Origin of the sequence: Flavipsychrobacter stenotrophus (assembly GCF_002954265.1) — a bacterium.
GTDB classification, from domain to species: Bacteria; Bacteroidota; Bacteroidia; order Chitinophagales; family Chitinophagaceae; genus Flavipsychrobacter; species Flavipsychrobacter stenotrophus.
The window spans coordinates 185,729-203,827 of record NZ_PPSL01000001.1; the positions used below are offsets into that span (position 1 = coordinate 185,729).

Consider the following 18,099-nt stretch of genomic DNA (forward strand, 5'->3'; position numbering starts at 1 on the left):
TTCATCAATCCATTCAGGAATACAATAATAATTTCCCCTTTACACCTTTTAGTTTATATGGAATCAACCGCACATGTTTCATTGCTGTATTCAAAAATGCAGAAACGTATTTTTCAAGGCTTACCTGTTTATTAACTATGGAAGGTTCTCTTATTTGAAGAAGCGGTATTGTTTCAGATGAGCGCAAGGTGTTATCAGCTTTCGTGATGAGAAAAACGATTTTGGCAATTACTGTCCTGCTTTTATTATAGCCGTCATTCGGTTTTTCGTATTTATTGAGGCGTTCGTTGAGGTTTTGTACCTCTAATAAGGCTTCTTTCAGCAATTTTCTTAGCCGATCATTCTCTTTTTGCAGCTTTTCTGTCGAATTTGCAGCATTAAAATCGGTTTTTCTAGTGTTTTTACCATTATTGTAACATTTATTGATAGGCATCATATCGTTTCCAACAAGCCGTCATACCAAATCTATGAGAAATCTACGAGGCAACCATCTTGCAGCCGACAAAGACTAAGGGAAGTCTAAGAGGTAGGCATTGCGTTTTGAATACACTTTATATGGTAGCGACATATTAATTGAGTATTTTGCTTGTTGAAATCATCTGCAAATTTTACATATTGCCTTTAACTGATTAAGAACAGGAATAGCTCTGACTTGCGTCATTTGAAACTCTTGTATCTTCTAATAAATTTGTATTTACCCAGAGCAATGTAGCCGCATCGCAAGCCTTTAGAGGTTCTCACAGGCATTATTTCATGGCTAAACATTACTTTATGGAATGCGTTCTACAAAATCCAATACCTAAGATTTTGCTTGCAGATGACGATGCAGATGAAAGATACTTCTTTGAGATTGCACTTAAAGAACTACCAACTGCAACAAATCTCAAAACTGTGCCAGATGGGGTAGGGCTGATGGAATATCTTTCCCGAAACTCAGATAACCTTCCTGATGTTCTTTTTCTTGATATAATGATGCCCCGAAAAAACGGAATAGAATGTTTGACCGAAATAATGCGCAATGAAAAACTAAAACAGATTCCTGTAATAATGTATTCGAACTCTGTCGGAGATGATTATATAATTAAGTGTTACCAGTATGGAGCAACCTATTTCCTGCAAAAAGGCATCTATTCGGAACTCACAGAGAGCATAGATAAATTGCTTGCCATTCTTGGTAGAACTCCTAACCAAGCATCAAAAGATAGATTTAAATTTAGTTTACAAGGAGAATGCTAAACAACCATATAATTATGGAGAAGTGCATTTTATTTGTTCAAAAGCTATCCGAGCCAATAATACAGACCAGTTATTCTAAATACCAAAACAAGCATATGATATTTATTGCGGACAAAACAATTCTTTTACTTCTAAAAATATATAAATGATATTTCATCACAAGAAAATAACGAAATTATTTGAGGTGATCAATGATCTTATAATGATGCATAATGACCGTGTAGCGAGTTACAGACAAGCAGTTGGCAGTTTAGGATGTATAGATATCGACCTACATTTAGCGTTTGACAAAATGATTTCGGAGGGTGAGTATTACAGGCTTCAACTACTTCAAAAGACAAAAGAGTTAAATATTGACGATAGTTCCCGATCCGTTTGTGGCAATATATATATAGTGCCTGGAGAGACCTGAAAATAGTATTTTCAGGTAAGACACAAAAAGCTATCATAGCTTACATCTCATACAATGAACAAATAGTTCATTATGCCTATGAAGCTGCTTTAAATGAAAGCGTAACAATGACGGAAGATATAAGGCAACTAATTGGCGAACAAGAAGGTGAATTAAAAAAAATCAATGACAGAATAGAAAAATATGGCAAGGTGCGTTATTCTGTCAATCAAATGGCCGGATTTAATAACGAGTATCAGGACGTAGGTTGATATTCGTTCATTACCCTGCGGAAAATATACCTAATGACCGTCAAAATGCTACGTAATCCATATAATAGCAACTTTTTTTAATAGCAAACCAATGGGGCGTTAACTGTTATCCGATATTTTCCGAATGCGCAACAAATAATTTTAATGGTTTTTAAATGGAATTCAAATAGGAGGCAAATAGTATTTGAATGGCGGTGAGTAGTTTTGATTTTACGTTGAACGACTTCTCTGAAAAATGTAAACAATTCCACAAGGAAAATGTGCATATCAACTACAATGCTTTTTCAATATATTTTTAATGTCATGCTTGATTTCATTGATTGAATTGTTAATAAGATCAATGGATTGAGGCACTTCAAATATCGTATCACTTATAAAGCACTTATATTTCCAAATTTCACAAATTTCACTAACATTTATATCATATGGTTTGTAAGCTGGGTTGAGAGATGTAAGTCGAACGGTTCTTTCATCGTCAATTCTATTTGATACTAGTTTGAAGACAATTCCTTCGTTCAATGTAACAACAATACACGGAAAATTGTCCTTCAATGAGAACCAATCATCAACATACTCGCCAATTATAATAGCCTTTTCTGGGAACGGATACATCGAATCTCCGTCTGTTTGAAAAGATCTGTAGCTTTTCTCTCTTGATAAAAAAGGTAAGGTATAGCTTGGCAGTGCATTGATGAAATCTACATCGCCGTATCCTGTTAAGTAACCGGCAGTTGCTTTAACCGGCACATGTGTAATTACAGTGCAAACATCAGTACAAATGGTACGGGTATTCCTATCAACCAACCGATTGTAAGCAAATTTTTTCTGCCGATTTTGTTAGCCCAGGCTCCGGTAAAGTAATTGGTAAAAGCCTTTACAATTCCAAATACTATAATGAAAGACAGAATAGTCGTTTTTGCTGCAATGTGAAATTCTACATCTGCAATTCTCGGTAATATGCTCCTTTCCAGCCCAATCATACCTCCAACGAAAGCATTGATGATAACAAGCAACGTGAATTGCTTCCAGTTTTCTTTCAAACCCAGTTTTACTTTCATTTGGCGAAATTTGAGAATATAAATTATCAAAGTTAACTGACAAATATTTGGTAAATGTCTTGTACTGAAATAGCTATACAGTTCTAAAAAACGTGTATAGTTATGAAAGTTACCGAGGAAGAAGAACTTGCTTTTAAGTCTCAAATCAACGAGGAATTTAAAAAGAAGATAGCTTTTGAGATATTAGCAGCCGGAAAAACGTACAAACAGGTACAGGAAGAATATCGGGCACCGTCAATACATCAGCTTATTAATTGGAAGCGGCAATACGAGCGCAAAATCAAAATGGGACAAGTTAAATTACCAGCTTTAACGGACGAACAGAAGAACAGCATGAAGGAAGTAAAGCTGCGTACTAATGAGTTGGAAAAGGCTTTGGCAGAAGCTGAATTAAAGATACTGGCTCTCAATACCATGATTGATATTGCCGAAAATCACTTTAATATTCCAATCAGAAAAAAACCTGGTACCAAACGGTCAAAGTAATCCATGAAGGTAACCTCACAATGGCAGGTGTCGGCCGCATTTGTGAGCTGTTTGGTAAAACACGACATGCTTTCTATGACAAGAAATGGCATTGGGAGCCATTTGTAAACGAATGCCTGGTAGTATTGGAACTGGTAGCAGCGTTGCGTAGAGAAATGCCAAGATTAGGCACTCATAAGCTATATTACCTGCTTCAGGGACCGTTAGTATCTCACGGTATTAAAATGGGCCGGGATAAACTACATAAGCTGCTGCAAGAACAGGGGCTTGTGCTTAAAAAGCACAAAAAATATGTCAAAACAACTGATTCAAGGTTTTGGGTATGGAAGTACCCCAATCTACTTGAAGGCCTTGTCATTACTGAATCAGAGCAGGCATGGGTAAGCGATATAACCTATGTAAGAGTAGGCAGGGATTTCAATTACTTATCCCTAATCACCGATATCTATTCCAAGCGTATTGTAGGTTATTTCCTGAGTAAATGCCTGAGCGCTACAGGTTGTTTGGCTGCACTGGATATGGCACTCTCTACCCGAACGAAGCTAATTGATTGTATTCATCATTCAGATAGAGGTAGTCAATACCGGTCAGATCCGTATGTAACTCAACTAACAAAGGCAAGTATTGCAATTAGTATGACCCAAAATGGAGACCCTTATGAAAATGCAGTAGCAGAAAGGGTTAATGGCATACTTAAAAGTGAGTTCGGATTAGACAAAACCTTCCGTGATCATGGCCATGCTACAAGAATAGTATGCCTGTCTATTGACAAATATAACGGCAAGAGACCTCATGCAAGCTGCGATTACTTAACACCATTGCAAGCACATGAGAAACAAGGAGTGCTAAAGAAAAGATGGAAAAACGCAAGGGAACACAAGAACAATTTCCCTGAAACAAACCTCCCCCCCGGAGGGTAAGGGGAGGTTTGTTTCAGGGAAATATTAATGACAAAAAAAGAACTCATATGGTTTTTATAAGACACCCGCCAGTAAAATGAAGCATTGGATAAGTAACTGGTGTATAGTAAAGTCAGTAAAATAAAACATCCAAGAAAAAGGGTGTATAGTTAACCAGTAAAATGCCTAATATTGTAAAAAATGATAGTGTAGGTAAACCAGTAAAATAAAAATTTCTCACCAAAAACTGTATAGTAATTTCAGTAACACACAAAAATTAAACATCTTGACAGGACGATTTGTCAATACAGAAAAAAAATATTCATTTCCGCTATTTGAGCGAATTTGCCCCGGTTTAGAAGCAAATTAGAGCAGAATTAGATTTCATTTAAAACCGCCATTTTGCCCTGCCAGCCTCATTTTTTCGGTGTAGTAATTGCAGTATCAATAGCATGGACACCCGCCGAATTTTCACACCGATCATTAGCGTTATTGGTCTTTATATTTTTAATTGCCTATTCTTTCGCTCAGGCTGATAGCTTTAAAAAACGTTTACACAATGCCACCATGCTTGTTGCAAAACAACTCTGCTCTCATTTTTTAAATTGGTATCGAAATGACGACAAATTGAGGCTATTTGTGGCACAAAGAGGGAATGTTGTGAATTAACTGTCCCATTCGTGCCAAAATAGGAAACCACGACTTTGTGCGTTGCTATCTTTACTCGAATCAAGTAAAGTTAAGTTAAGTAACGTTTACCCGTTCAAGGTATGTTTCGCAGGATGCCGTAAACTATACCTGAATACGGAAAGCTGTTTTTTCGGCAGTTTTAGCTTTGCAGTGGATTTGGGCATAAAGTAAATTAAGGTTGTTGAGAACCGACACAGGTACACAATGTTTCACACAACTCGACATTGTTTAGCATAACTCGGCATAACTAAACAATAGCCTGTAAAGTAGTCAATTAGAGGATAGTAGCTTGCATAAAAAACATAAAAAACGATCTATGAAGAATAAGACAGGACACGTAAATTCGTATGACAGGACACATGACATTACCCCGGACGAGGTAGGGAGATTTGAGAGATTTAAAAACTACACTGATGAACAGGTAAATGAATTGATAGATACCATCAGGAAATATACTCGGTTTATTTATAATGTGGTTTCTAAGAGGAGAAAATCTGGCAAGAAAATTGCACTACACATTGATAATCAGCAAACTAAAGCAGCATGAGCGACATTACATTATTCAAAACCTTCGCTAAAGGTTCAAATAAGGCAAAAACTAAAGGCAGCAACTGCGTTATCTATACCCGTGTTTCCACTAAAGAACAGGCAGACAATAATTTAAGCCTTGATACACAGAAGAAGGCTTGTGAAATGTTTGCTAAAAAGGGGAACCTTCAAATTATGGGCAGCTTCGGCGGTACGTTTGAGAGTGCTAAGACCGATGAAAGAAAGCAGTTTAATAACATGCTATCTTTTCTGAAAAAGAGCAGAGAGAAAATATCGCACATCATAGTTTACAGCGTTGATCGGTTCAGCCGCTCCGGCGCTAACGCCATCTACATAGCCGAGCAGTTGAAAAAGCAGGGTATAGTGGTTTGCTCCGTAACACAGCCAACAGATGCATCGACAGCAAGTGGCAGTCTACAGCAGAATATACAGTTCATATTTAGCGAGTATGAGAACCAACAGCGCAGGGAGAAATGCATGGCCGGTGTAAAGGAAATGCTCCTGCGGGGAGACTGGCCTACTGCACCGCCTATTGGTTATGATATTGTTAAGTCCAATGGCAATCGGTCTATTGTGCTTAATAAGGATGGTAAGCTGCTCAAAAAGGCGTTCCACTGGAAGGTTAAGGAAAAGGTATCCAGTGAGGAGATTATCAGGAGGCTTGCTGCACAAGGGCTGAAAATAACTAATCAGAGAATCTCAGTCTTTTTCCGAAATCCTTTTTATTGTGGCCTTATGGTGCATACAGCTTTGGAAGGACAGGTAATAGAAGGTAATCATGAGAAGATGATCTCAAAAGAGCTGTTCCTCGAAGCGAATGACGTTCTATCTGAAAACAAGCAAGGTTATCGCACTAACCCTGAGAATGACGAAATACCGCTTAAACGGTTTTATAAGTGCGATGAGTGTGGGCAGTTTCTTAGGGCATACAAAGCCTACAAGAATCAGAAGTATTATTACAAATGCAACACGAAGGGTTGCAACTGCAATATGAGGGCAGATACTCTTCACGAACGTTTCGTTCAAACGTTATCAGACTACACCCTCGAATTTGATGAGGCAATGCAGTATCTCATAAAAGAGCAAATGATAGTGGAATACAATAAGTCAAATGAGCGGAAAGAAGAGAATATTCAGAACATCGAAAAGCAATTAGCGGAAGTAGACAAGAAGTTAGAACGACTTGAAGAAAGATATGTATTGGAGGAAATAACCAGGGATATGTTCGATAAATTCAAGGCGAAATTCGCTGAGGAAAAGAAGGATATTGAAAAGGAACGGGCAAAATTCGGGAATAGGGTGTCGAACCTTGATTTATACATAGACACAGCCTTTAGAACAACCTCGAAACTCGCTCCAGAATGGGCTTCCGCCGATTACAACGACAGACAAGAACTTCAGTACATGGTCTTTCCAGAAGGAATATACTACAATCGAAAAAAAGACGAGTGTCGAACCCAAAAAGTAAATGTAGCATTCCGCTACTTTGCACGACTGGCAAGGCTTTCAGGGGAAAAAGAAAAGAGGGAACTGCAATTTGAATTGCATGTTCCCTCTTTGGTAGAGAGAACAAGGATCGAACTTTAAATACCTTGCGATAACAGATCTTGTGCCAGGTTGAATAGATAATTACAAAGCGAGCGCTATATATGTTATCAAGTTGACAAATGCTACTTATCTTGGCATGCAATTTCTAATCTTTTTACCTGATGTGCACATATAGCACCCACTAAAATGCCGCCAATCAATACCCCAGCAATAAAATGTTGAAATTTTATTTTTCCTAGTGTTAGTGGTGCTGCCATTTCACTAATTGGTTTACCAAAAAGATGATCAATTTCTGTATAATTCATTTTATTTTATTTTAGATATTATTACGACGTTTTGTTCTAATCTGCACATCCTGTAGGATTCGTAAACAACCTGATAACCATGGTCGCCCGTCATGGTATTGTTGAGTTTCATCACAGATGTGAACACAGAAAAATAAAAGCCTTGATTTTTTAAAAATTCTATGTAGTATGAACTACCATGAACTTCGTCAATTAAAAGCTGATTAAGGATATTGATATTATGTTTAATTTGTAATGGGTAATTTGCTTCATTGGGTAATGATGTTGTTGTTTCTGGTAGCTCTGGCATGCTATTATTATGAGCTGAATCAACCATAATAGATTGTGTTGCTTGTTTTATAAGCCGCCTCTTCGCATTGTAGTGTTGAATCGCACAAGTGTCTGAACAGTAATCTCGTCCCTTATTTTTGACAAAGTGTGGGATGTTACAGTTTGGACAAATTCTAAATCTATCGGCATTTGGATCTTTAGATTGCCGTAGTAAATCTTTTATTGTGGCTTTCTTATGGACTAATTCTGTTTTCATAGATTTATGTTTATTTTCGACTATTATTCCTTGTGACTGAATTCTGTAACAATGATTCAACGGAATCCTTCAAATAGAATTTGCGCTTACCCACTTTTGCCACAATTAAATCATCCCTTTTTTCTAGCGCAGCCATCTGAGTATTTCCATAACCTAGAAAACTCATTACCTGCTCTCTGTTTACCCAATTTGGCGTAACTATTCCTTTTTGACCGATTAACTGCTGCTTTAACTCATTCAAAGCATCTAACGTTTCCTTAATCAATTCACTAAACTCTCTCTCCTCCATAAATTTTGTGTTTAATACATTTACAAAGTGAATGCTTTTTATAATGTTTTACAAAACCCAAATCCTACGAAAATATCTTCCATATGCTGTATACTTTGAAATTCGTCTTCATTTCAAACTAAGCATTTGACTTAATTAATACAGAATCTAATTAAATTCAAATTCTCGTTTTCTTGAAAATTGCGTTCTTGATATAGCGCCTTTTGTACGTACTATAATCGCGATATCCATCTAATCGCTCAACTTCAATTTCATTCTTTAATATGAAATCTTCTTTTAAAATATCTTTATATAAGTCGAAAATAACCTCAAATTTCTTATCTCCTTTTATTATGCTTTTATCAAAATGAATGAAAGACTTTATTGCAATACCAAGAATTTCGAATTCAACATTTGTTGATACGAATTTGATAATCGTGCTTTCTATATCACTTACTCCAGGGTATTTATCTTGGATATCCCTTACAATATTTGTAAATTGGACATCAATTAACTCATCTGAATATTTTGGTAAATTGCCTCCATTACTTTTCAATCTTCTCCGTAGATTGTTTAGGTATATTTCCGTCTCACTAACTTGTTTTGATTTATCGTATACCCTAAACGAACCAGGTTGCGCCTTCATAAAATCTTTGTAAATTTTTTGAAGATTGTAATATAAAATTGAACGAAACAATGGAGTGAGAAAAACTTTAACTCCTGATATTTTTTCTAACGCGAGTAAATTATCCACTAACGTGTCCAAATCTAAGAAATGAAAATATTTAAGCGAATTTGGAGGAATGTTACTATCTATTAATTTTTGAATTACATCCTCGTCCTGGCCCATCCATGTTAAGTATGGAGACATCAGATGAATTATGTCTGTAAATGATTCAGTTTCCTTGTCATAAAGTTTATTTTTCAAAATTTTCTTCCGGACATTGGGAATTTGCTTTCGTAGTTTTGTGACGTGACTGTGAAAATTCTCCTTGTCATTTATAAAATCTTCTTTTGTCGCACCCTCAATTTCAATTATTTCGAAATTAAGACACAAATAATCAGCTACGATTTCTTTAGCCTTGTTTTGCAGTTTAAGCATTTCATTAATTTGATTTTCGTCGCTTATTTTCTTCATTTTATAGTATTTAAATACAATTGAAATTTCAACTTTGCTTCGTTAAGTAATGTGTCAGTAATGGAATAGTATTTAAAATCGATACTCTTAGCTGTGCTCCATCCCATAATCGAATGAATTACTAGCGGATCTTGCACACCTGCTTCACTTAACAGCTGTCTACAAGTACATCGTCCTATACTGGTGCTCAATTTCTTATTTACCTTACCAATAGTTGAAATTATTTTTAGGTGAATATTAATTTGAGTCATACTTCTAGGGGGAAGCAATGTATCACAAATTTTTACTTGCGGATGATTTTCATATTTTTTCAAAATGTTTTGTGCTTGATCAATTAGCAGTTGTTCAATAACCATTGATGTTTTTCCTCTAGAGCTGGCAATTTTTAAGCCAAAATCGGTTTTGCAAAGTGTGCTTCTTTTTAGAGCGCTAAAGTCGTTATATGACAGGCCAGTGTAGCATGAAAATAAAAAAATATCTCTATATATTTCCAACCCTTCAAATTCTGCTAAGTCTATTTCTGATATTCGTTTCAACTCTGCTAAAGTTAATTTCGGCTTTGGAGGGGACACGGTTGTTATCTTAATCTTAGTAAATGGGTTTTTACTAATCAAGTCAGAATCCATTGCATTCGAGAAAATCACCTTCATTTTGCAGATAACTGAAGAGGCTGAAACCTCTGTCATCGCTTTCTTTAAGATGGCATCATAGTCGCTTGTTAGGTAGCATTTAAACCCCTGAGCATGTTCATGCGTATATTGGTTTAGCAATAAACCATTTAGTCGATTTTTAGCGATGTAGTTTTTGAAATGATTGACTGCTTTTCTATACGTCTTAACCGTGTTGTAAACATAAGATTTGTTATTGACTACATGTCTATTGAAGTATTCGTCTACATATTCTAGAGCTAAAACCTGCGTTTTTATTTCACTATTCGGTGGGCCAGTGAGCTCAGTAATTATACTTTTGGCTGTTAGTGCCGTGAGTATGTAGTTTTTCTGGATTTCTAATTTTTCGAAAGCAGTTTTTATTGAGTAAATCCGATTGTTTACTTTATTATCCCTCTGCTCAAAACTCATTGTTCGTTCATTCCATAAAGCCAGATCTTTCTCGTTTACATCTGCATTCAATCGTGCTTCCGCCTTTACACCCAAGTGCAATATTCTAAGGTACATTGGTATTCTCCCTGTCTTCTTGCTTTTCTTTAGTTTGTTTGGAAAGAAAATTAATCTAGTCGTTGCCATCATTCAAAATTTAGGTGAAGTAAATATGTTTCGGTGAAGTAATGGTGAACCTAAATCCGACGAAAAGTGATTTCAAGTGGGGGATACTGAAAACAAGAATCCCCGCAAATGCTCTATTTGCGGGGATTAGTGCTAAAACGAATGTATTAAAGTGGTCTTGCCAGGAATCGAACCTGGATCTGGAGCTTCGGAAACTCTTATACTATCCATTGTACTACAGGACCCTATAAAGTGTTGATAATCATCATTTTATTTATTTCAACTTTGTCAATGTGTTGTCTTTTTCTGCAAGAAATCGTAAAATGTTGTCTTTTTTGATTTTTGCATCTGGTTTATTAGTCATATTCTTGTAATCGCTAAAAAACAATAATATATGAGTAACGAAAAAAACTACATCGACATCGTAAAATCAGACAAAAATGATTCTACAGCAACACTTTATTTGCGCTCCAAAGGTAGGGATAACAACAATAAAAAGAGCCTTAAAATAAAAGTTAGTTGTGAACTATTTAGAAAACATTTCAACCATAGTGAACAAAGATTTAAGAGCCAAATGCCATCATATAAGATGCTTAATGATGCTATACAAAGAGCATATGAAGAAGTAGATAATCATGATGGTGAGATTAAATCAATACCCAAGGATTCTAAATCATTTATTAAATATTGGGAAAAATTAATTAAAAATGGTGAGAATCACGGGACTAATTTAAAGCATTCTACAGTCCTAAAAAAGCTTAAATTATTTTTAAAATCAAACGGAAAAGATGATCTGAAATTTAATGAAATTACAGCTTGTGAACAACTCACCAATGCATTCATCAATCATCGGCTTAAAGGCTACTATGTTAGGTGCTAATGGCTTTATTGATGCTGCTTGGGATATGGCTATGGTTGCCTTTTTAAATAACAGGCCAACAGGTGCTGCAAAGAATGATAGCATATCACAGATACTTGCTAAGATAGCTTATGATTATTGTCTCTTTGGTTCTTTCTGTTTAAATATTAGATGGGATAAAGGTCATAGTAAGATAGCTGAAATAAATTATTTGTCACCGCTACAGGTAAGAATCGGAGTATATGAAAATGGTGCATTTAATGGCTATTGTGTCAGCGATGATTGGAGAAATTTAAGTAAATATCCTTTTGAAGTTTTCGCTGAATATGATGCTGATAATAAATTTGATAATCAGATTCTTTATGTGAAAAACTTTCATAGTAACTACTCATTTTATGGTCAACCTGATTATATAATTGGAATCGATGTTATTGAAACTGATTATGAAATAAACACCTTTCACTTGTCTTCAATTGAAAAATTCAGCTTCAATTTGTTCATCCGTCAAATAAGTTTGTGCCGTTACTTTAACACCACTGACTTGAATAAATCCGATCCCAACAGTCCAAATACCAACACTATCCTGGTATGCTTTGTTTTTAATTCCTTCTAGTTTTTTGATTAATTCATAACCTTGTTTTGATAGTTTATATATACCCATCAGGTATATATTTAATCATGGTTATTTCCTATTACAAAGGCATCAGCATACTAAACATTTAATGCTCCGCACACAAGGCTAAGGCTATTAAATATTTAGCAAGCTGATATAATATTGAAAGTCCGATCTTGTTGCAGACAGTGCAGAAAAAGCACAGTCCGCACAAGATCGGGGTGATATTGTCGCAAATACCTGTTAAGGAAACGTTAAGGTTGTCTTTTTGTTGTCGTGTGGAAATGAAACGCTTGTAACATATTGATTGTCAGCGTGTTATGTGAGAAAGGATAGATACTCTTATACTATCCATTGTACTACAGGACCAAAAGGGAGTGCAAATTTAACTATTTAAAGTTCTCCAGCGTTATTTTCTCCCGGCAAAAGAAATATTCTCTTACGTCGTTAGATGCTACCAGTATAAGGCGGTTGGCGGCGTATGTTTCTATCCATTCGCGGTATTGTTCTACACCTGCCTGGTCGAGGTTGGTGCAGGGTTCATCCAGCATCAGTATTGGGGTGTCGGAGAATATAGCCTGTGCCAATTTTACCCTTTGTTTCATGCCAGATGAGTAATCACCAATGGGCTTGTCTGCTGCTGACTGCAGGCCTGTAAGGTTGATGATGTCATCTATTCGCAGGTTGTTCAAAGGGCGCTTAAAGGAGAAGTGAAAATCGAGAAATTCTCTCATTGTCAGCTCTTCTACTATTTCCTGTCCCGGTGCGGAGAAGCCTATCTTGCTGAAGATCTGATTGGTGGTAACAGCCTTGTCATTATCATCGGTGAACAGCACCTTACCCTTTGAGGCCGACTGCATTCCTGCTATTACCCGCAGCAGGGTAGACTTGCCGCTACCATTTGCCCCTAGTAACGCATAGCCGTTTCCCTGCACAAAACTGTAAGAGATATTTTTAAATATCCAGTGTTGCTGAAAACGCTTGCTTACTTGATCAAGGGTTATTTTCATCCGGGGTGTTACCGCGTGTGTGATGTATTATTGTTCGTTGTTCGTGCCCAGTCCCAGCAACTTCAGGTTGTTACATACCTGGTACTGAGGATCTATTTTCATATAGAATGTAGGCAACTTGCCTGCCATCCAGGCTACCATCTTCTGGTTCTTCTTTTCTGCCAGTGCTACTTCCTGTATACGGCTATAGTCATCTTTCAGATTAGCTTTATGCGGGGCAGTTCTGTTACGCATAAATATGATACGGCAAGACTGCTCGTGCATATCATTGTAGAAAATGTGTGGCTTAGAGTAAGAGCCCTGTTTCATGGTGTCCAGCATCAACACCATTCCGGGATCAAGCTTGGTAATGTCGAGTTCGGTATTACCGGTCTGCGGATCTGCTATCATACCACCTGTTCTCTTGGCGGCCTCATCGGTAGAGAATTTACCTACAGCTTCTGCAAAGCTCATTTTGCCGGACGTCAACAAATTGTACAAGCTATCCAGCTTTGCCATAGAAGTCTTAAAGTCACCTGTAGTAATGGCAGGTTTAATAAGGATGTGTCTTATATCAGCTTCTTCTCCCTTACGGTTGATCATCTGCAGGATGTGGTAACCAAATTTAGTTTTGAATATCGGTGATATTTCGCCATTCTGCAATTTGAAAGCAGCGGCAATAAACTCAGGAGCCCAAGGGCCGGTGCGTGTGATACCATCGTAACGACCACCGTTATCGCGGCTACCAGGATCATCAGTATAAAGTCCTGCTGCAGTTTCGAAGCTGGTCTTACCTTCTACAACATCCTTGCGTATGTCTTCTAACCTTTTGTGTGCATATTCTTCCAACTCAGGACTAACAGGCGGGTCGATAACTATTTGTCCTACTTCTACTGTAGCGGGGAAGAAGGGTAGGCTATCGATTGGTATTCTCCTGTAAAAATTAGAAACTTCAGCCGGTGTGATCTTAATGTTCTCAAAGATCTGGCCCTGCATTTTCTGCTGAATCAGTTCTTCTTTAATGTTTTCTCTGAATTCTTCTTTGATCTGGTATACCGACTTGCCGGACATCTGCTCCAACTTTTCTTTAGAGCCGTAGAGCGATGTAAAATAGCGCAGGCGATTATCCAGCTGGCCTTCTACATCTTCGTCAGTTACCATAACACTATCACGTTCAGCCTGCTCCACCAGTACATCGCCCATGATCATCTGCTGTAGTATGAGGCATTTGGCGCTATCATTGATGTTAGGATCCTGCGCGCGTGCTTCAATAAAGCGCTTTTCAAGGTCAGATTGCAGAATGATCTTATTACGGCCTACTACCGCAATGATCTTATCTGCTGTTTCCTGTGCGAAAATATTTGACGAAGAGAGTAACAATGCTGTAACTATCCCTGCCTTTGCTGCCTTTAGTATAGTATTCACTTTTATGAAATTCATATTAAGATAAAAAAGTGCGGAAAACACGCTCTCCCGCAAAAATAGCTTATTTGCCGCCTTATTTAGTATAGGTAAATATTTTTAACGTTTTTTCTTTTTGGGGAACAATTCATGCATTTTTACATCGCTTTTATCAACGTAAGTAGTCATTTGTGCAGGCCACATAAAATGTTCTTCCCGCCATTTCTCAAACCGATGCATGTCATTTGTATGAAATTTATTCCAGGCTTCATAACCGCTTTTGCTCTCCGCCATACCCAATAACCACTCGCTGTAAGTGTCCATTAGTCCGTTCCTGATCAGTTCTTCCTGATAGGTAAACAGAGGGAAAGGGTATTTTGTGGCATAACGATTACTCCATTCCATTAAAAATCTCGTTCTAACCATCGTCAGGTTTTCTACGCTCATGCCATCACTAATGATAGGTGTCAGTTGCAATAATGTACTTCTAACCATTTCTTCAAAAGGAGTAGAGTGGTCATGCTTATCCGTAATATGCTCAAAGTATGCCGACCATCCGTTGTAGAGCATTGTTTTAAAGGCAGCGTTTCCGGTAGAATCATGTGGTATAGCAAGATAGGTCTCGCCGTATAAAATACCCCACAAAGATTCTGATGTATTTAAATATGCCACAGCGGCTGCTTTATAATTTGCTGCATAACCTGGTTGCACCTCAATTCCTGTAAGCCAATTTTGTACTGCCGCGGCCATTTGGTTCTCTGCTGATGCGGTAGTCCCTTTCAAATAATACAGTGCGCCCGCATCAGGAAAACGTGCAAGTCCTCTTTCAACGGTTGATTTTGATAATTTGTCTTTGTGTTGTGCCAATTGCGCCGCAGCCATTACCTCATAGGCCTTGTAAGTGACATGAGGTAAATCCTGCAAGGGTGATAAGGTAGCAGTGGCATTGTCATAGTCACCGGATCGAAAATAGGTGTCCCCTAATTCTGTCTTCAGTTGTATGTTCTCGGGCGAAAGTTCAATGAGTTGTTTGTACGTCGCGATGGCCATTTTGTAATTCTCCATCTTCACATATGTCTCCGCAAACCGGTGCATGTGTTGCAACTCTACAGAAATCAGGCTATCCTGTGCCAGCACCAGCTGGCTGCATGATAAAAATATTAAGACGGTAAAAATTTTGCTGATCCACATAAACAATGGATAAATTTACATTCAGTAAATCACTTTACAGTAAATATTTCCCTGTTTAGTGACAGTTGGCATAACTTTTCCTTGAAAACAATTGAAACAATAGTAAAACATGAGCATTCGTAACATAGGTATATTAACATCAGGCGGCGATAGCCCGGGAATGAATGCGGCTATCCGCGCGGTAGTACGCACAGGGGTATTCCTGGGAATGGATGTATTTGGCATTCGCAGGGGCTACCAGGGTATGATAGAGGGCGATATCTTTAAGATGAAAACCACCGACGTGTCCAACATTATACAGCGTGGCGGTACGATCCTTAAAACAGCTCGTAGCAAAGAATTCATGACCGACGAGGGAATGGCTAAGGCCTACGACCAGTTACAAATACATGGTATTGAGGGATTGATATTGATAGGAGGGGATGGCACTTTCAGGGGCGCTAATAAGTTTTTTGAAAAGTATACGATTCCAGCGGTGGGCTTGCCGGGCACAATTGACAAAGACCTTTCGGGTACTGACTTTACTATAGGGTTTGATACGGCTGTGAATACGGCTGTAGAAGCTATTGATAAAATAAGAGACACAGCGGAAGCACACGACCGCCTGTTTGTAGTAGAAGTGATGGGGCGTGATGCCGGTTATATAGCACTTAACAGCGGCATAGCCTGTGGTGCTGAAGATATACTGATACCAGAAATGGTGACCGATATAAACGATGTGCTTTGTCGGATCGATATGGACGAACGTAGAAAGAAGACAGTCCACATCCTGGTGGTTGCTGAGGGTGATGACTATGGTGGCTCAAAGAAAGTGGCAGAAACGATCATGGCTCGCTTTCCTAAACTGGATGTGCGTAATTGCGTGCTGGGACATATACAGCGTGGTGGTGCACCATCTTATGCCGACAGGGTATTGGCCAGCCGCCTGGGTCATGCAGCAGTAACCGCACTGAATAATGGTACAACTCAGGTTATGGCAGGGATTATAAATGGAGAGGTGGTATATACACCGTTTAGCAATGTGATAAAAGGTACAACGCCTGTTTCTCCAGATATGCTGGAGATGATTAGGGTGTTGTCGGTGTAGTGCTTCAGACAATCATATACCAATGAAAGCGGCCCGAACATAGTTTGGGCCGCTTTTGTTATCTACAATTGCTACTCTAGTTATTCTTAAAAAATTTCGCTGTAACCTCTACAGTTCTGTCAATATCAGCAGTGCTTAGTGCGGTACTTATGAACCATGTTTCGTAGGCTGATGGTGGTAAATATATCCCCTCATTCAGCATGGCATGGAAGTATTTATTGAACAGTGCATTATCTGCGCTGGCAGCATCTTTGAAGTTAGTTACAGGCTTGTCGCTGAAATGTACACTGATCATTGACCCCAACCTGTTGATAACATAGGGTGTGTTGGCCATTTTCAATGCCTCATCCAAACCTTTGTGCAGGTAGGCTGTTTTTTCTTCCAGTTGTGTGAATATAGACGGGTCATCCTTGAGTGCTTTTAGCATAGTGTAGCCGGCAATCATTGCAATTGGGTTGCCGCTAAGTGTACCTGCCTGGTACACATTGCCAAGAGGAGCGATATGCTGCATGATCTCTTTCTTACCGCCAAATGCACCTACGGGCATACCACCACCTATTACCTTTCCGTAAGTGATCAGGTCTGCATTGATACCCAGTCTTTCCTGTGCACCACCTGCAGCCAGTCTGAAGCCAGTCATTACTTCATCAAAGATCAATACAATACCTTCTTTGTCGCAGATAGCGCGGAGTGCCTCCATATATCCCGGTACCGGTGGAATACAACCCATATTACCCGCTACAGGCTCTATGATGATTGCCGCGATCTCTCCTTTATGTTGCGCCGCCAGTTGCTCTACAGCGGCAATGTCGTTATATGGCGCTGTAAGCGTATCCTGAGATACACCAGTTGTTACGCCGGGTACTGTCTGTATGTTAAATGTAGCTACACCACTGCCTGCCTTTACCAAAAAAGCATCAGCATGACCGTGATAGCAGCCTTCGAACTTGATGAACTTGTTTCTGCCGGTATAACCTCTTGCAAGCCTTAGCGCACTCATACACGCTTCTGTTCCGCTGCTCACCATACGCACCAGGTCTACATTTGGTGCCATGCTCTTGATGAGCTCTGCCATCTCTATTTCCAGTTCAGTAGGTGCACCGTAAGAAGTAGAGTCTGCTACTTTATTACGAATAGCATTGACTACAGGCTCATAGGCATGCCCTAATATCATTGGTCCCCATGAGTTAATATAATCTATATACTGATTGCCATCGGCATCATACATGTATGCGCCTTTAGCATTTTTCATAAACAGGGGAGTACCGCCTACGCTTTTGAATGCACGTACAGGCGAGTTTACGCCACCCGGTATGCTGAGTTGTGCGCGTTCAAAAAGTTCTTTGCTTTTGTTGGTTGTATATGACATT

21 protein-coding genes and 1 tRNA gene are annotated in these 18,099 nt (G+C 38.4%); 8 read left to right on the forward strand and 14 right to left on the reverse strand.

All coding sequences use genetic code 11. The features are described from left to right. Positions 1–13: 13 nt before the first annotated feature. The gene (locus CJD36_RS00905; protein ID WP_105037230.1) at positions 14–436 is read right to left on the reverse strand and encodes a hypothetical protein; all 423 of its coding nucleotides are present in this window, start codon (positions 434–436) and stop codon (positions 14–16) included. Between the two features lie 335 nt (positions 437–771). Here CJD36_RS00905 and CJD36_RS00910 point away from each other — a divergent pair, with 335 nt between their 5' ends. Continuing rightward, positions 772–1,236, forward strand: a complete 465-nt coding sequence (locus CJD36_RS00910) for a response regulator (RefSeq protein WP_161499162.1) — start codon at positions 772–774, stop codon at positions 1,234–1,236. Positions 1,237–1,611: 375 nt separating this feature from the next. Beyond that, positions 1,612–1,899: a hypothetical protein gene (locus CJD36_RS22935; RefSeq protein WP_133162435.1), complete on the forward strand. Its 288-nt coding sequence runs from the start codon at positions 1,612–1,614 to the stop codon at positions 1,897–1,899. A 267-nt stretch (positions 1,900–2,166) separates the two neighbouring features. Here CJD36_RS22935 and CJD36_RS00920 read toward each other — a convergent pair whose 3' ends face one another. Next, the gene (locus tag CJD36_RS00920) at positions 2,167–2,646 is read right to left on the reverse strand and encodes a S24 family peptidase (RefSeq protein ID WP_105037233.1); all 480 of its coding nucleotides are present in this window, start codon (positions 2,644–2,646) and stop codon (positions 2,167–2,169) included. Between the two features lie 8 nt (positions 2,647–2,654). After that, on the reverse strand, positions 2,655–2,957 hold the full coding sequence (locus tag CJD36_RS00925; protein ID WP_240609266.1) for a hypothetical protein: 303 nt from the start codon (positions 2,955–2,957) through the stop codon (positions 2,655–2,657). A 102-nt stretch (positions 2,958–3,059) separates the two neighbouring features. Here CJD36_RS00925 and CJD36_RS00930 point away from each other — a divergent pair, with 102 nt between their 5' ends. The 4 genes from CJD36_RS00930 (at position 3,060) to CJD36_RS00945 (ending at position 7,168) form a co-directional block, all read left to right on the forward strand. Next, the gene (locus CJD36_RS00930; protein ID WP_105037234.1) at positions 3,060–3,443 is read left to right on the forward strand and encodes a hypothetical protein; all 384 of its coding nucleotides are present in this window, start codon (positions 3,060–3,062) and stop codon (positions 3,441–3,443) included. Between the two features lie 20 nt (positions 3,444–3,463). Beyond that, complete coding sequence (locus CJD36_RS00935) at positions 3,464–4,363, forward strand: IS3 family transposase (RefSeq protein WP_105037235.1); 900 nt, start codon at positions 3,464–3,466, stop codon at positions 4,361–4,363. Positions 4,364–5,348: 985 nt separating this feature from the next. Further along, a complete protein-coding gene (locus CJD36_RS00940; protein WP_105037236.1) occupies positions 5,349–5,579 on the forward strand; it encodes a hypothetical protein in 231 nt (76 codons plus the stop codon). Beyond that, the gene (locus CJD36_RS00945; protein ID WP_105037237.1) at positions 5,576–7,168 is read left to right on the forward strand and encodes a recombinase family protein; all 1,593 of its coding nucleotides are present in this window, start codon (positions 5,576–5,578) and stop codon (positions 7,166–7,168) included. Before CJD36_RS00940 ends, CJD36_RS00945 begins: the two co-directional genes overlap by 4 nt. A gap of 83 nt (positions 7,169–7,251) precedes the next feature. On the opposite strand, the gene CJD36_RS00950 is transcribed toward CJD36_RS00945, so the two are convergent. The 6 genes from CJD36_RS00950 to CJD36_RS00975 form a co-directional block, all read right to left on the reverse strand. Beyond that, positions 7,252–7,434 carry a hypothetical protein gene (locus CJD36_RS00950; protein WP_105037238.1) on the reverse strand — a complete coding sequence of 61 codons (183 nt, stop codon included), beginning with the start codon at positions 7,432–7,434 and terminating at the stop codon, positions 7,252–7,254. Between the two features lies 1 nt (position 7,435). Beyond that, on the reverse strand, positions 7,436–7,960 hold the full coding sequence (locus tag CJD36_RS00955) for a hypothetical protein (protein ID WP_105037239.1): 525 nt from the start codon (positions 7,958–7,960) through the stop codon (positions 7,436–7,438). Between the two features lie 10 nt (positions 7,961–7,970). Further along, the gene (locus tag CJD36_RS00960; RefSeq protein ID WP_105037240.1) at positions 7,971–8,249 is read right to left on the reverse strand and encodes a hypothetical protein; all 279 of its coding nucleotides are present in this window, start codon (positions 8,247–8,249) and stop codon (positions 7,971–7,973) included. A 157-nt stretch (positions 8,250–8,406) separates the two neighbouring features. After that, entirely contained in the window at positions 8,407–9,366 is a 960-nt protein-coding gene (locus CJD36_RS00965; protein WP_105037241.1) for a hypothetical protein, read from the reverse strand. Then, a complete protein-coding gene (locus CJD36_RS00970; protein ID WP_161499163.1) occupies positions 9,363–10,610 on the reverse strand; it encodes a phage integrase SAM-like domain-containing protein in 1,248 nt (415 codons plus the stop codon). The genes CJD36_RS00965 and CJD36_RS00970 overlap by 4 nt, the downstream gene beginning before the upstream one ends. Before the next feature lie 152 nt (positions 10,611–10,762). Next, positions 10,763–10,834 (reverse strand) — tRNA-Arg (locus tag CJD36_RS00975). 149 nt (positions 10,835–10,983) lie between these two features. Between CJD36_RS00975 and CJD36_RS00980 the strand changes: the two genes are divergently transcribed. Beyond that, positions 10,984–11,469 (forward strand): hypothetical protein, encoded by a 486-nt coding sequence (locus CJD36_RS00980; RefSeq protein WP_105037243.1) that lies wholly within the window; start codon positions 10,984–10,986, stop codon positions 11,467–11,469. Positions 11,470–11,917: 448 nt separating this feature from the next. Here the strand turns inward: CJD36_RS00980 and CJD36_RS23910 are convergent, their stop codons facing one another. The 4 genes from CJD36_RS23910 to CJD36_RS01000 form a co-directional block, all read right to left on the reverse strand. Beyond that, positions 11,918–12,109 (reverse strand): glycoside hydrolase family protein, encoded by a 192-nt coding sequence (locus CJD36_RS23910; RefSeq protein ID WP_394337877.1) that lies wholly within the window; start codon positions 12,107–12,109, stop codon positions 11,918–11,920. A gap of 341 nt (positions 12,110–12,450) precedes the next feature. After that, the gene (locus CJD36_RS00990) at positions 12,451–13,071 is read right to left on the reverse strand and encodes an ABC transporter ATP-binding protein (protein ID WP_105037245.1); all 621 of its coding nucleotides are present in this window, start codon (positions 13,069–13,071) and stop codon (positions 12,451–12,453) included. A gap of 27 nt (positions 13,072–13,098) precedes the next feature. Next, entirely contained in the window at positions 13,099–14,490 is a 1,392-nt protein-coding gene (locus tag CJD36_RS00995; protein ID WP_105037246.1) for a peptidylprolyl isomerase, read from the reverse strand. A gap of 81 nt (positions 14,491–14,571) precedes the next feature. Beyond that, a complete protein-coding gene (locus tag CJD36_RS01000; protein WP_105037247.1) occupies positions 14,572–15,642 on the reverse strand; it encodes a tetratricopeptide repeat protein in 1,071 nt (356 codons plus the stop codon). A 109-nt stretch (positions 15,643–15,751) separates the two neighbouring features. On the opposite strand from CJD36_RS01000, the gene pfkA reads away from it, so the two are divergent. Next, positions 15,752–16,729, forward strand: coding sequence for a 6-phosphofructokinase (gene pfkA / locus CJD36_RS01005; protein WP_205685532.1), 978 nt, complete (start codon positions 15,752–15,754; stop codon positions 16,727–16,729). A gap of 76 nt (positions 16,730–16,805) precedes the next feature. Here the strand turns inward: pfkA and hemL are convergent, their stop codons facing one another. Then, positions 16,806–18,098, reverse strand: coding sequence for a glutamate-1-semialdehyde 2,1-aminomutase (gene hemL, locus CJD36_RS01010; protein ID WP_105037248.1), 1,293 nt, complete (start codon positions 18,096–18,098; stop codon positions 16,806–16,808). Position 18,099: the final 1 nt, after the last annotated feature.